Source organism: Anabaena sp. FACHB-595, assembly GCF_048568275.1.
Classification (GTDB): domain Bacteria; phylum Cyanobacteriota; class Cyanobacteriia; order Cyanobacteriales; family Nostocaceae; genus Trichormus.
Window position 1 is genome coordinate 5,196,861 of sequence record NZ_CP183473.1, and the last position, 15,122, is coordinate 5,211,982.

At 38.4% G+C, this 15,122-nt stretch carries 7 protein-coding genes; 3 read left to right on the forward strand and 4 right to left on the reverse strand.

Annotated elements, in window-relative coordinates; all coding sequences use genetic code 11:
- The first annotated feature begins 106 nt into the window (after nt 1-106).
- Nucleotides 107-4,786 carry a glutamate synthase-related protein gene (locus tag ACN222_RS21715; protein WP_010998481.1) on the forward strand — a complete coding sequence of 1,560 codons (4,680 nt, stop codon included), beginning with the start codon at nt 107-109 and terminating at the stop codon, nt 4,784-4,786.
- Between the two features lie 85 nt (nt 4,787-4,871).
- On the opposite strand, the gene ACN222_RS21720 is transcribed toward ACN222_RS21715, so the two are convergent.
- Nucleotides 4,872-5,789, reverse strand: coding sequence for a polysaccharide deacetylase family protein (locus tag ACN222_RS21720; protein ID WP_010998482.1), 918 nt, complete (start codon nt 5,787-5,789; stop codon nt 4,872-4,874).
- Between the two features lie 1,213 nt (nt 5,790-7,002).
- Here ACN222_RS21720 and ACN222_RS21725 point away from each other — a divergent pair.
- Nucleotides 7,003-9,441 (forward strand): ArnT family glycosyltransferase, encoded by a 2,439-nt coding sequence (locus ACN222_RS21725; protein WP_010998483.1) that lies wholly within the window; start codon nt 7,003-7,005, stop codon nt 9,439-9,441.
- A 22-nt stretch (nt 9,442-9,463) separates the two neighbouring features.
- Nucleotides 9,464-11,011 (forward strand): ArnT family glycosyltransferase, encoded by a 1,548-nt coding sequence (locus tag ACN222_RS21730; protein ID WP_010998484.1) that lies wholly within the window; start codon nt 9,464-9,466, stop codon nt 11,009-11,011.
- 24 nt (nt 11,012-11,035) lie between these two features.
- Here the strand turns inward: ACN222_RS21730 and ACN222_RS21735 are convergent, their stop codons facing one another.
- The 3 genes from ACN222_RS21735 to ACN222_RS21745 form a co-directional block, all read right to left on the reverse strand.
- Nucleotides 11,036-12,223: a hypothetical protein gene (locus ACN222_RS21735; RefSeq protein ID WP_010998485.1), complete on the reverse strand. Its 1,188-nt coding sequence runs from the start codon at nt 12,221-12,223 to the stop codon at nt 11,036-11,038.
- A gap of 170 nt (nt 12,224-12,393) precedes the next feature.
- Nucleotides 12,394-13,593 (reverse strand): hypothetical protein, encoded by a 1,200-nt coding sequence (locus ACN222_RS21740; protein WP_010998486.1) that lies wholly within the window; start codon nt 13,591-13,593, stop codon nt 12,394-12,396.
- Between the two features lie 126 nt (nt 13,594-13,719).
- Complete coding sequence (locus ACN222_RS21745) at nt 13,720-15,024, reverse strand: mannosyltransferase family protein (RefSeq protein WP_010998487.1); 1,305 nt, start codon at nt 15,022-15,024, stop codon at nt 13,720-13,722.
- Nucleotides 15,025-15,122 lie beyond the last annotated feature (98 nt).

Genomic DNA, 15,122 nt, shown 5'->3' on the forward strand with positions numbered 1-15,122 from the left:
TTTCTCTAAATTTCAGTGATTTTATGTATTCATAGAATACGAAATTTAGCAATTTTTCTCACAAACAGTGGCGCAATTCGTGACTCAACGATCTCAGGAACAGGCTATGAATGATAACTCGACGCATCAAAACCAACAAATCACGGCGAATAATAATTCAGGGGATACCTACCAGGGGCAAAGGTGGTTAGTAGAAGAACGAGATGCCTGTGGTGTAGGTTTTATAGCTCATCGTCAAAATCATGGCAGTCACGAAATTGTGGCTAAAGCTTTAGCGGCTTTGACCTGTTTAGAACATCGGGGTGGTTGTAGTGCTGACCAAGATTCTGGTGACGGTGCAGGTATATTAACCGCTATTCCTTGGGAATTGTTGCAACAAGATTATCCCCAGGGACAGATAGACTTTTTGTCAAGCAAAAATATTGCTGTGGGCATGATCTTTTTGCCACAAGATGGAGAAGTTGCCCGAAAAGCCAAAGCCATTTTTGAGCAAATTGCCACGGAAGAAAAATTTACTGTATTGGGCTGGCGAGTAGTTCCGGTACAACCTGATTTATTGGGGATACAGGCAAAAGAAAATCAACCCCGAATTGAGCAAGTTATATTGAGCGCCGATAACAGTGGTGATGCACTAGAAAGGCAACTTTTCATCGCCCGTAAGCGTCTATTCAAAGCGGTAAAAAGTATCTCTGAAGAATTTTACATTTGTTCTTTGTCCAGTCGCACAATTGTTTATAAGGGCATGGTGCGATCGGCAGTTTTAGGAGCATTTTATCTAGACCTACAAAATCCAGCTTATAAGAGCGCCTTTGCTGTTTATCACCGTCGCTTTAGTACGAATACTATGCCCAAGTGGCCATTAGCGCAACCCATGCGGCTATTGGGTCATAACGGGGAAATTAATACCCTATTGGGAAATATTAACTGGATGATGGCTAGAGAAGCTAACTTGAGTCATCCCATTTGGGGCGATCGCTTTGACGAACTCAAGCCATCAGTTCTCATGGGAAACAGTGACTCGGCAACTCTCGATAACGTCCTCGAATTATTGGTGCATTCTGGGCGTAGCCCCTTGGAAGCCTTGATGATTATGGTTCCAGAAGCTTACCAAAATCAACCATCCTTGCGTAACTATCCCGAAATCATTGATTTTTACGAATATTACAGTGGTTTGCAAGAAGCATGGGACGGGCCAGCACTGTTGGTATTTGGGGATGGTAAAACAGTAGGTGCAACATTAGACCGGAATGGTTTAAGACCAGCTCGTTATCTCATTACCAAAGATGATTATATAGTGGTGGCTTCAGAAGCTGGGGTAGTAGATTTCCCAGAAGCAGACATTATTGAGAAAGGTAGACTAGGCCCTGGACAAATGATTGCGGTGGATTTAGTTAACCATGAAGTACTAAAAAATTGGGAAATTAAGCAGCGCATTGCCAAACAGCAACCTTATGGGGAATGGCTACAAAAGTACCGTCAAGAACTTAAGCAAGTTACCATTCAGGTGAATGGTAACGGTAATGGTAATGGCAACGGTAATGGTAATGGTCATGTAACCACTGCGAAGATTGACAAAGAAACCTTACTGCGTAAGCAATTAGCCTTTGGTTACACCACAGAAGATGTGGAGATGGTGATTCAACCGATGGCCGCCACTGGTTCAGAACCGACTTTCTGTATGGGCGATGATATCCCCTTGGCAGTGCTGACAGACAAACCCCACTTGCTCTATGACTATTTCAAACAGCGTTTTGCCCAAGTAACCAACCCAGCAATTGACCCATTAAGGGAAAAGCTGGTGATGTCTTTGAAAGTGGAACTGGGCGAGAGAGGTAACTTATTGGAACCCAAGCCAGAATACGCTAGAAGACTGAAGCTGGAATCGCCAGTACTATTAGAGTCAGAATTGGCAGCGATTAAGCTATCGGGATTTGCTACGGCTGAATTGTCTACTTTGTTTGCGATCGCTAGTGGGCCAGATGGTCTAAAAGCAGCAGTCCTAGCCTTGCAACAACAAGCAGCTGAATCAGTCCGGGCTGGTGCGAAAATTCTAATTTTGAACGATCGCGCAGGTGAGGGTATCAGCACAGAATATAGTTATATTCCGCCCCTATTAGCCGTGGGTGCAGTGCATCACTACTTAATTCGGGAAGGATTGCGAACGAAGACATCTTTAATTGTCAATACGGCTCAATGCTGGAGTACACACCATTTTGCTTGTTTAATTGGCTATGGCGCAGGTGCTGTTTGTCCTTACATGACGTTGGAGACAGTGCGGAATTGGTGGTCAGACCCTGCAACCCAACAGTTCATGGAACGGGGTAAAATCACTAGCCTCTCATTAGAGCAAGCGATCGCCAACTATCGTAAAGCTGTAGAGTCAGGTTTGTTGAAGATTCTCTCAAAAATGGGAATTTCCCTCCTCTCCAGCTATCAAGCAGCGCAGATTTTTGAAGCCATCGGTATTGGTGGCGATTTGTTAGCTTTGGGATTCCAAGGAACAGCTTCTCGCATTGGTGGCTTGAGTGTCAGCGAGTTAGCCCAAGAGGTCTTGTCCATCCACAGCAAGGCTTTCCCAGAACTAGCAACCCACAAGTTAGAAAACTTAGGGTTTGTCAACTACCGCCCTACCGGCGAGTATCACATGAACAACCCCAAGCTGGCAAAAGCGCTGCACGAAGCTGTAGATGGGAAGAAATACGACCACTACGAAGTTTACAAACAGTACTTGCAAGACAGACCAATTACAGCCTTACGAGACTTGCTAGATTTCCACAGCGATCGCACCCCCATATCTCTAGAAGAAGTAGAATCAGTGAGCGATATTGTCAAGCGCTTCTGTACTGGAGGGATGTCCTTGGGTGCATTGTCACGGGAAGCCCACGAAGTATTAGCGATCGCCATGAACCGGATTGGTGGTAAATCCAACTCTGGTGAGGGTGGAGAAGACCCAGTACGTTACAAAGTATTAGATGATGTGGACGCATCGGGACACTCACCAACTCTGCCCCATTTGCGAGGTTTGCGGAACGGAGACACAGCTTCTAGTGCCATCAAGCAAGTCGCATCAGGACGCTTTGGTGTCACACCAGAGTATTTAGCCAGCGCCAGACAAATCGAAATCAAAATTGCCCAAGGTGCAAAACCAGGGGAAGGTGGACAGCTACCAGGGCCAAAGGTCAGCCAATACATTGCCATGTTACGGCGGTCTAAGCCTGGTGTAACCTTGATTTCACCACCACCGCACCATGATATTTATTCCATTGAAGACTTAGCACAGTTGATTTTTGACCTACACCAAATCAACCCTAAAGCCCAAGTATCAGTGAAATTGGTAGCAGAGATTGGTATTGGGACAATTGCGGCTGGTGTGGCGAAAGCCAATGCGGATATCATCCAAATTTCTGGTCATGACGGTGGTACAGGTGCATCACCACTCTCATCCATTAAACACGCTGGTTCACCTTGGGAACTAGGTTTGAGTGAAGTGCATCGGGTATTGATGGAAAATAGCCTGCGCGATCGCGTGGTTTTACGTGTAGATGGCGGTCTCAAGAGTGGTTGGGACGTGTTAATTGGGGCGTTGATGGGTGCAGAGGAATTCGGCTTCGGTTCCATCGCCATGATTGCAGAAGGCTGTATTATGGCGAGAATCTGCCACACCAATAACTGTCCTGTAGGTGTTGCTTCCCAGAAAGAAGAATTACGCAAACGCTTTACAGGTATCCCCGAACACGTTGTTAATTTCTTCTACTTCGTTGCGGAAGAAGTGCGTCATCTGTTAGCAAAACTTGGCTATCGTTCTTTGTCGGAAATCATCGGCCGGGCTGACATCCTGACAACACGTAAAGACGTACAACTTCCCAAAACCCAAGCTATCAACCTCAACTGCTTACTCCAGCTACCAGACACCAAAGAAAATCGTAGTTGGTTGGTCCATGAACAAGTCCACAGCAACGGCCCAGTTGTGGATGACCAATTGCTGGCTGACCCTGATATTCAAGCAGCCATTCGCAACCAATCTGCTGTTACCAAAACCTTACCTATAGTCAATACTGACAGAACATTGGGAGCAAGACTAGCTGGGGCGATCGCTTCTCAATACGGTGATAGTGGTTTTGAGGGACAAATTAACCTTAATTTCACAGGTAGCGTCGGTCAAAGCTTTGGTGCTTTCAACCTCCCTGGTATTATTCTCACCCTGAAGGGAGAAGCCAACGACTACGTAGGTAAAGGAATGCATGGTGGTGAAATTATTATCAAACCACCAACCGAGGCTACTTATGATCCTGCACAAAACGTCATTGTGGGTAATACCTGTCTCTACGGTGCTACAGGTGGGGTATTGTTTGCCAATGGTTTAGGCGGAGAACGCTTTGCTGTACGTAACTCTAAAGGTGTAGCCGTAATTGAAGGTACTGGTGATCACTGCTGCGAGTATATGACAGGTGGCACAATTGTCGTCCTTGGCAAAGTAGGACGCAACGTAGCTGCGGGGATGACTGGTGGGTTAGCTTACTTCTTAGATGAAGATGGTTTATTCCCTGAATTAGTTAACCGGGAAATCGTGAAAATTCAACGGGTGCTAACCACAGCCGGGGAGAAACAACTGCAAGACTTAATTCAAGCTCATGCAGAACGTACAGGTTCGCCAAAAGCTCAAATGATCTTAGACAATTGGCAGGAATACTTGCCTAAATTCTGGCAACTAGTACCACCTTCAGAGGCTGAAAGCCCAGAAGCTAACCCCCAAGCTGTAGTAGAGAAATATCTGAGTTCTGTCTAGTGATTGGTTATTAGTAGGTTAACAGTTACTTTTGACTATTAGCTAAAAAAAAGACGCGATGTATCGCGTCTTTTTTTATTACAAATTACTTTTGATTAGCAATTAATTTTTCATCTTTATCTTGCATTTCTAAGAGTTCGGGAACAGTTACAAAACTGTAACCTTGCTTGCGAAATCTAGCAATAATTTCTGGTAATGCTTGTACAGTTTGAGTCCGATTACCACCACCGTCGTGCATAAGTACAATCCCACCAGGTTTTGCTAGTCTAAACACATTATTAATTAACCGTGGTACGCTGGGACGTGAGTAGTCAATTGAGTCTGATGACCACATGATCACCGCATACTTATTATTTCTGGCATAGGAGACTAGTCCATTATTCATCATGCCTCCCGGTGGACGAAATAAGTCTGTTTTCACACCTGTTATTTGATATATAAGGTTTGTTGTATTATTAACTTCATAAGCTGCTACCTGAGGATTCATGAAATGATACCAATGATGCCAAGTATGATTGCCGATGGCGTGTCCTTCAGCAGCCACCCTTCTTAATAAATCTGGGTAATTTTTTACGTTTTGTCCAACGACAAAAAACGTTGCTTTAATATTATTTTGTTTAAGAATATCTAATACTTGTGTAGTACTTTCAGGCCAAGGACCGTCATCAAAAGTAAGTGCAATGACTTTCTGTCCGTGGGTGAGTTTTGCTGTTTTGATAGTCGCACCTTGAAAACGAGACGGAACAGCATAAGACAAACCCTTAGTTTTTGCTTCTTGCTGCCAACTAGTCAGCATCATCGATTTGAATTTCTCAATTCGCTGCCGAGTTCCTGCTTTAGCGGGTGTAGTAGTTATGTTGATATTGTTGATATTGACTCTGCTTTGTGCGTCTGATGCGTTTGGTTTGAGCAACATCATCACACCAACACTCAAACTAGCACTGAGAGCTAATAATGCAAATAATATTCCTTGTGGCCAAAGAAAAGACTTATTGTTTTCCACTTCATAGCTCCTTCAGGGGTAGAATTCTTTGTGACGATGACGACAGTAACTTTTTACACATTTCTGTATTAACATTTAAATACTGAGCTAATTTCTATTAATCCTGAAATTTTTAATACAAATTAAAGGAAATTTAAAAATATACCAGCTATAGCTGATTTAGGTTGGCTTCATACACTAAATCAGCCAATAGGATAGGCTAATAATCTATGTAGTAACTGCTATTGTTGAATATCATAAATAAACTTATCCTCACTGTGTGGAGCTTATGTTTCTACTTGTGAAGTATAGTTACCAAAGATATGGGTTAGATTTTAGCTTTTAGACAATGGATATAAACGTCTTAGCTAAGATATGAAAAGCCATCAAATTTTCGGTATTCTCCAATAGAAAAATTACTATCATTCAATGTTGTTAAGTGATGAAGTTTCTCACTTCTTACTGAGTCATAATCCTGCTGCATTGCATAGATTTTAAGCAAACAGAAGCAAAGACAATTCTTGAGTTATATTAATTCATTTATTCAAACGTCTAATAGAACACAGCAATTTCTTGGTTAATTTTGTGAAACTTCATGAGCGATAAAGACTAGATATTCGATCACCTAAAAAATGCTGTATAAGGTCGCTTGTTGATAAGAAATATTTTACTGCTAACTACCATGTTTACCTTTTAAAGAAAAAATTAAGTTTTGAGTTAAATGAATGCCTTTTAACTTTGTTATCCAGCAGATAGACGACACTCGCCTAAACATAGTTTCGCATTACCAATAAGTTTAGATTAGTTAATCTATATACTCTTTGAGATATTCATGCAAAATTAATGATTAAATACTGAATCTTATGTATAAAAATACTTTAATTATTCAATATATGGGATCAGTAAAAATTTTGTTAGCTTGATAATTGCTATTTCAAGTCTCTAGCAAATTAATGTTACTATCCTATTAATATAAAAATTAGATATATGTCGTTACAGTATATTTACTGAAATTGTCTAAAATTCTCAATATTTAACCACTACGATGGTGTGACCTGACCAGCTTAAAATCTTTTTTTAATTGACCCACACATATATAGTAAGATTTGTGACGTTGAACGAATAAGAGGCGATCGCTGGCCTTTTCTGTAACTTAGGATACTTATTATTCATTGCCAGTGAATTGGCAAGGCTAACTAACAATCGTTAGTTGTACTAATATTTTGCCGTAAATATGAATTACTCAGATGCTTCTAAAATCAAAAGAGACTATATCATCCTGTTGATAATTTTTTTTGTCACATTATTCATAGATAGAATTTGGTTTTTCATAGATGACTCTATTCCCGCCTATGATCAAAGCGCACATCTAACAACTGTATTGCACCATTATCGAATTTTTCAAAACTTCAATATTTTTTCTGGTGACTGGTGGTTATCGCTGTGGGAAATAACCCCTAGTTATCGCGCTCCTTTTGTATATATTTGTACCGTTCCATTCTTATTTTTATTTGGCAGGGGATATGACCAAGCAAGTTTAGTAAACCTTTTATATACAGCTATCATTATTGTTTCAGTTTATAGTTTAGGCATTTATTTATTTAAAAATCGAAAAACTGCTATAACAGCCAGTATATTTTGTTTACTATTTCCTGTATTGGGAATTATACGAACAGACTATTTATTAGACTATGGATTAACAGCAATTATCGCCCTAACATTCACTATATTAACTATTTGGAAAGACAGAAAAACAGGCTTTTCCGCGTGGTTATTAACCTTGGGCTTAGGAATAAGTTTAGGGTTGATTATGTTAGCAAAACCCACAGGATTTATTTTTATTTTTATTCCTGGGATACTGACATTAATTAGCTTTGTTAGAAAAGGTAGTTATCTAAAGTTAATCCAATCAGGTTTATCTTTGATAGTAGCTTGGCTAGTTTGTGGTTTTTGGTACGGTTTAAATTGGTTAACTATTATTACATCCGCGTTAAATGCTAATAGAGTAGGTCAAAGAGAAGGTGATCCTCCAGCTACAACCATAGCCGGATGGTTGGTTTACCCACAAATGATCCCAGACACTATTGGCTTACCGATATTATTTGTCAGTATAGGTACTTTACTAGTTTATTTGTGGCAAAATAAATTTGATTTTCATGTAATTAAAAATAAGTGGCATCAGTCCAGTTTAAATTGGTTAATCATTTTTTTGCTGAGTAGCTATGTAATTTGCTCTCTTGGTACTAATAAGGATATTAGGTTTATTCTGCCTTGTTTTCCGATAATCAGTCTAATTCTGTCTTATTTTTGTAATTTGATTGATAATAAATGGTTTAGTAGACTCCGAATAACGACTATTGGTCTAAGTTTCATAGTTTTACTCAATAGTTTATTCCCTCTACCCATTATTCAAGGATGGGGAATTAAGCATTTTCCTAATGATGAGGCAACAAAATATCCACTTTCCCAACTAATAGGCAAAATTAACCAAATAAATCCATACTTAAGGTCAGCTTTAGGCGTTATTCCAGTTTCAACACCTCAAGTCAATCAGTTTACTTTAGATTATTTTGGGACATTAGCTGATTTTCTAGTATATAGCAGGAAATTGACGACGCAATTATCTCAAGTTGAGCAGGATTTAGAGTATTTTTCTTGGTATGTTACTAGAGAAAATGAACCTGATGAACCTGGAGAAAGGGGAGAAACTAAAAGAAAATTGAAATCTTTAGTAGAATCTTCTAAAGATTTAAAATTGCAGGATGAGTGGCAATTGCCCCAAGATGATAAATTACGATTGTACCACCGCATAAATCCTGCTGTAGTCGTTGAAAATTTAAATAGCGGTGATTCTCAAGTTATTTTAAAACAAGTTATAACTGCTAACAATTTTGTGAAAGATCAGAATAATCCAGTTACTTATAAAATAACAGGCGCTTGGGATGAATTACAAAATGGGTTATTACTATTAAAATGGCAAAATGAAGAATCATCATTTTATCATGACCACGCGATCGCTCTAGGTAACTTATATTGTGGTCTTCAATGCCATCCTCAAGGAATTTTTCAGATAACAGAAAATCTCTCCGCATTTATTCCCAAAAATGTTGCTTTAGGAAAATATCAACTATCAGCACTATATTTAGATAGAAGAAATGGTAAAGTTACACCGTTGAATATCGCTAATATTACCGTAAATGTGTCCGATACGGGGATAGTAGAAAAAGCACCAGCTTTAGATTTAGTTTCTAGGATGTCCCAATTAGGATTAGAATTACAAAAGGGTAAATTAGATAATATATTTGAGCAGATATCTAATTTTAATCAATATGATCCTACTCAAGATTACTTAAAACAAATTGAATTTGCAGCCATTTATCATCTGCAAAATGAGCCGAATAATTTAAACTGGCGTTATACTTTGGTGCTGTCACAACTTTTACAAAGGAAAGTTCCAGATTTAATCGAAAATTTAACCCAGTTAACTCAATATGATAAACAAAACCCTTATGTGTGGCTGTATCTAGCATTTGTTTATTTGTATGACTTTCAACCCAGACAAGCTGAGGCAAAATTAGCGATCGCCGAACAGTTACAAGCAGACATACCAGAATTAAAAACACTGAAAACGGTGACAAATATTATGAAATTCCTGCCATTATTCCACTTCTAAAACATCGGCTAAAAGTTTTAATATGCGCCCAATCACACAAAGAAAATTACTATTAGTTTTGTTGGTTGCTGCTTTGGCTTTGTGGCTCACATTTTTAGGTAACTTACCTTTAAGAGATTGGGACGAGGGTACTATAGCACAGGTCGCTCGTGACATTTGGCAGGCTCCAGTTGGTTCTATGCGTTGGCTTTATCCCACCTTGGCGGGGGAGGCTTATCATAACAAACCCCCTCTAATGCACGTATTAATTGCTTGGGCTTACTCTATTGGAGGTGTCAATGAATGGACAACACGTTTTCCTGGCGCATTTATCACTGCCTTGGGAGTACCTTTATTGTACTTGTTAGGGCGATCGCTTTTTAACCGCAGTTTACCAGCTTTGTTTGCGGCATTAGTTTATTTAACTATGTTGCCTGTGGTACGCCACGGAAGACTAGCAATGTTGGATGGTACGCTTATTACCTTTTTCTTATTCGTTTTGTTTTGTCTAGTAAAAGCCCGCCAAAATCAAAAATATGCCTTAGGTGTGGGTATCGGTTTAGGGCTAATTGCTCTAACTAAAGGGATGATGGTTTTGCTATTAGGCGGAATTGCTGGTTTGTTTCTTTTAGCAGATAGACAATTAATTTTATTAACTAGCCCCTATTTATGGTCAGGTCTATTTTTAGGAAGTGCGCCAGCGATCGCCTGGTATATTGCTCAATGGCAACATTATGGAGGTAGTTTTTTAGAAACCAATTTGCAATCACAAACCTTTAATCGGCTTTTTCAACCTGTAGAAGGACATAGCGGCCCACCTTGGTACTACGTACTGGAAATACTCAAATATGGTTTTCCTTGGCTATTGTTTTTACCAGGAGGACTTTATTTAGCTGCAAAAAAGCGTGATACTTCTTGGGGTTGTTTAATTCTTGTCGGGACAATTGTCTATTTGGTAAGTATTTCTGTGATGAGAACTAAACTACCTTGGTACGTTATGCCAATATATCCATTTTTGGCTTTGGCTATTGGTGCTAAATTAGCTGATGTTTGGCAGTACCATCATGTTAAATCAACAACTTGGGTAGTATTATTTGTCATACTGGCGATCGCAGGTTTAGGCGGCTGCATTTACTTTGTGGCTACTGAACCTCAGCCTGTCCTAATTGCCATGAGTCTTGTCTTAGCCGTGAGTATGTCTACGGTAGCATGGCTGATTAATCAAGGCGATCGCAACTTTATTCCAGTTTTATTTGCAGGGATGTATTTAGTTTTAACTATGTTCGTAAGTTCCCAGTCATGGATTTGGGAATTAAACGAAGCATTTCCAGTCAAACCAGTTGCCGCATTAATCCGCCAATACGTTTCACCAGGCACCAAGATTTATACTTCTTTTGCCTATAATCGCCCTAGTCTAGATTTTTACTGTGATTGTCAAGTTCTGACTAAGCCATCCATTTCCCAGCAAATCGGAAGCAATAATCATTATTTGCTTTTGGATAATACAATTTTAGAAAAGATCAACTTATCTAGAAACGAAATTTTAGGAACTGTTGAAAACTTTACTTTGATTGCTCCCGCTAAAAATTAATTTGGTTAAAAATCGAATAATTCGCTATCTTAATACAGTATTTAATTTTGGATAAATCAAATCACACTTGCGGATCACAAACCAAAGTACATAACCCAAAACAATAGAGAAAAACTTGATATGTATAGGGGTTCCCAAGTAACTGAAAAGAGATGACAACTGTACAGCTATTGCTACCCAACGATATTGTGGCAAGTAAAAAGCCAAAATAATAGAACAAATATCAGCTGGATAAAAATATCGCTGGTGCATCTTCGGCAGTATATAAGGCAGTAACAAAACTGATATTGTTGCTAAATGTATTAGTCTCTCTTGCGTAATTTCTAATTTACTTTTATGTACGACGTAGGCCAGTAAAATTATTGCAAATATAGTTGATATTAAGCCTATGGGAACAACTATATTATATAAGTTATTAGGAATCCATTGATAAATATTAGGGACGGCTTTGGCTAATTCTTTATATTTATTGGCTTGATTAAAATATACCAACAATAATTCCGACATTGGCCTTCCAGCAAACCAAGCAGGCAATATTGCTAATAAATACACTAAAGGAATTATTGGTATATAGTACCAACGTATTCTTTGCTTAAGCAGCATTATTAATAATAAAGGAGAGAGAAACATTGCTTGCAGTTTAAAGGACAGTCCAATCCCAAAACTCACCAATGCTGGAATTTCTTTTTTTATACATAAAAAATAAATACAGGCAATTAACCCTGTTGTATATATACTGTCACACTGACCCCAGATGGCGCTGTTATAGATAACAACAGGACTCAATATAACTGTTATAAAAGCGAAAATTGGTTGTCTGCCTTGCGGATATTTAAGTTTAACAATTTTGTAAGTGAAGAAAGCACAAACAAAATCAACAAACATGGCAAAAAGCTTAATTGAAAATATTTTTGGCAATCCTGAAAGTAGAGTGGCTGCAAATACAATCCAGTAGAGATAGGGAGGTGTGTAGTCAGCAAAACCATGTTTTAAGGCACTAAAACCGCCATTATTGGCTATAAAATCATACCAAGGAGCTAAAAAAGAGGTATAGTCAGAGGAGCGATTAGGAACACAAATTAACCGAATTATGACAGCACAGATAATAGAAATAGTTAAATAATTAGGAACTGGAGGAGTAACTATTTTCAAGAGCTTTTTGATTTTATATTTTATACTTCTAGGTAATATTTTATCTGAATGTTGTGTCATAAATAGGAGATACGATGGTATGGTTTAAAAATTCTAATTATTAGATATGACTGTTAGGAAAACTTTGTAAAGTCAAATCAACATATATAACCCAAGCATAATAGTCAGCTAAAAGACAAAACCCAATTATATGAGATACTTTCCCTGACTGATTCTTGACTCAAACTTAATTACTGATTATTCAAGTAAAACTTCGCTTGATATCTCGGATAAATTAAATCACAAGTTTTAACAACAAACCAAAGTACAAAAGCTAAAGGTATAGAAAATAATTTGATATATATAGGTGTTCCTAAATAGCTGAAAAATGACGACATTGGCACTAAGATAGCTATCCAACGATAATGGGGAAAATAAAAAGCAAAAATAATGGAACAGATATCGGCAGGATAAAAATATCTCTCGTGCATTTTTGGGAGAATATAAGGAACTAATAAAACTATCGTAGTGGCTAAATGGATCAGTCTGTCTAGAGTAATTTCTAGTTTACTTTTATATACGACGTAAGTTAATAAAAATATTGCAAATATAGTTATTATTACACCTAGAGGAGCAACAATATTATAAGAATTATTCGGAATCCATTGATAAATATTAGGTGCGTTCTTAGCTAATTCTTTGTATTTATTAGCTTGATTAAAATATATTAACAATAATTCCTGTATTGGTCTTCCTGCGACCCAGGCTGGCATAATTGCTATTAAATATACTAAAAAAGGTATTGGTAAGTAGTACCATTTTATTCTGTTTTTTATTAAAAAAATTAATAATAAAGGCGAAAGAAACATTGCTTGCAATTTAAAAGACAATGCTATGCCAAAACTCACTAACGCTGAAAGTTGTTTTTGTATAGATAAAAAGTAAATACAGGCAATTAATCCTGTTGTATATATGCTGTCACATTGACCCCACAAGGCACTATTGTAAATAACGACAGGACTTAAAATGACTGTGATGAAGGCAAAAATTGCTTTCCTTCCTTCCGGATATTTAAGTTTGACTATTTTGTAAGTGAAAAAAGCACAAACAAAATCAACAGACATGGCGAAAAGCTTGATTGCCAGAATTTTCGGTAATCCTGAAAGCACGGTACCAGCTATTAAAATCCAGTAGAGGTAGGGTGGTGTATAGTCAGCAAAACTATATTTTAATGCGCTAAATCCGCCGTTGGAAACTATAAAATCATACCAAGGCGCTAAAAAATATTTATAATCAACAGATTTATTAGGAACACAGATTAGTCGAATTATTACGGCACATATAATACAGACGATTAAATATCGTGGAAATCGTTGTTGGAAAGAAATTAACAAGCTTTTGAAGTCATGTTTTATGAATTTAAATGATTTCCTACCTGTCCATTGTGTCATAGATGGTAAATGCAGTGCTGTAGCACATAAATTGTGATTATTATATCTGACTTAGGGAACTGGCTAAATAACAAGAAGCGATCGCCTACGCAGAGGATAGTTAGCACAGACAAAACACTAATTTTTCTACCCCACCCACTGTTTTTGAGCAAATCCTACAGCTAACCTGGCGAGTAATGTGATGAATAAACCTAAAACAAAATACCCTTGACGAGGATAGCGAGATAACAGCATGGCGATCGCTATACTCAAAGGCACAATACCATAAGCTAGGCGGCTTAAGGATATTGTTCCCCCAGAAGCAAGCAGCAGTCCGATACCGCAAAAGCCATACATGACAGTTACAGGAGTTAGCTTTTCACGGAAACACCACAACGCATAACTACCACCAAAGACCATGAATACATTCAGTAAGTGATTAATTAAATCTTCTGGTGCCAGTAGTAACCAAAACAACACTAAGCTGTAACAACCATAAATGACCTTGGAGGAGTTTAAATATTGCCGAAAAAAGTATAAACAATATCCTCCACCAACAAACAGGATAAACAACAAAGGATGCCAAGGATCATTAATCAAACCAGATGTAGGCTTAACCCAACCAAACTGCCAGTTTTGTGACCCCACGACAATTTTCATTAGCATACCTAACCATCCTTGCCAATCAAAGCCGAGAGATGGCCGCCAGCCTCGTTGTGCAGCGATAAAGGCTAGAGGATTGTGGAAGCGGATAGCACAATATAAACTAAAGACCGTGACTCCTATAGCGGTGGCTAAACCTGCGATATAAGCAATTGTTCGTCTGCGTTCTTTCCAAGCAGCGATCGCAAATGCAGGAATCATGGCCATCCCTGTGGGACGTGTTGCTGTCGCCAATGCACCCCAGAATCCTGTCCAGCCATACTGCTTTTGATCAAAAGCCCGTAAAGCGGCTGTACTTAAAAAAAGATATAGCCCCTCTGTATAAATTACTCCTGTAAACATCGCCGATGGATAACAAGACACTACAGCCGTAGCCCATCTAGCGATACTGATTCCATAAGCATTTTTCAGCCAGAAGTACAACACATAAAGTGCTGCCAAAAATGTCACATTGTTGATTAAAAGGCCAGCTAATTCAAAAGACAAACCCAAATTCATCAATAACCGAATACACAAGGGAAACAAGGGAAAGAAAGCTAGATTGTGCTGCTTACCGTCATCGACAAATTGATATCCAGTAGTGGCGATCGCTCTATAATGCACGCTATCCCAAGCATCAAAAACCTCCCAGCTTAAACTAGGCAAACTTTCTGGTGCTGATGGTAAATTAGGCGCAACCAACAACATCGTTATCCAAATGAGGATACGGCTAAGAAACCATAGAATTCCAGGAAGGAGAAAATCAGTCTTCCATAAAATTTTTTTGATGAATATTCGCTTTTCAAACATAGAGTTGAGTCTTTCCCAAAAATCCCTTACGCATTTTTTTCTTATAGAAATAAACAACAGAAAATTGGACAAAATTTAGTATAGCTATGATTGGCTTT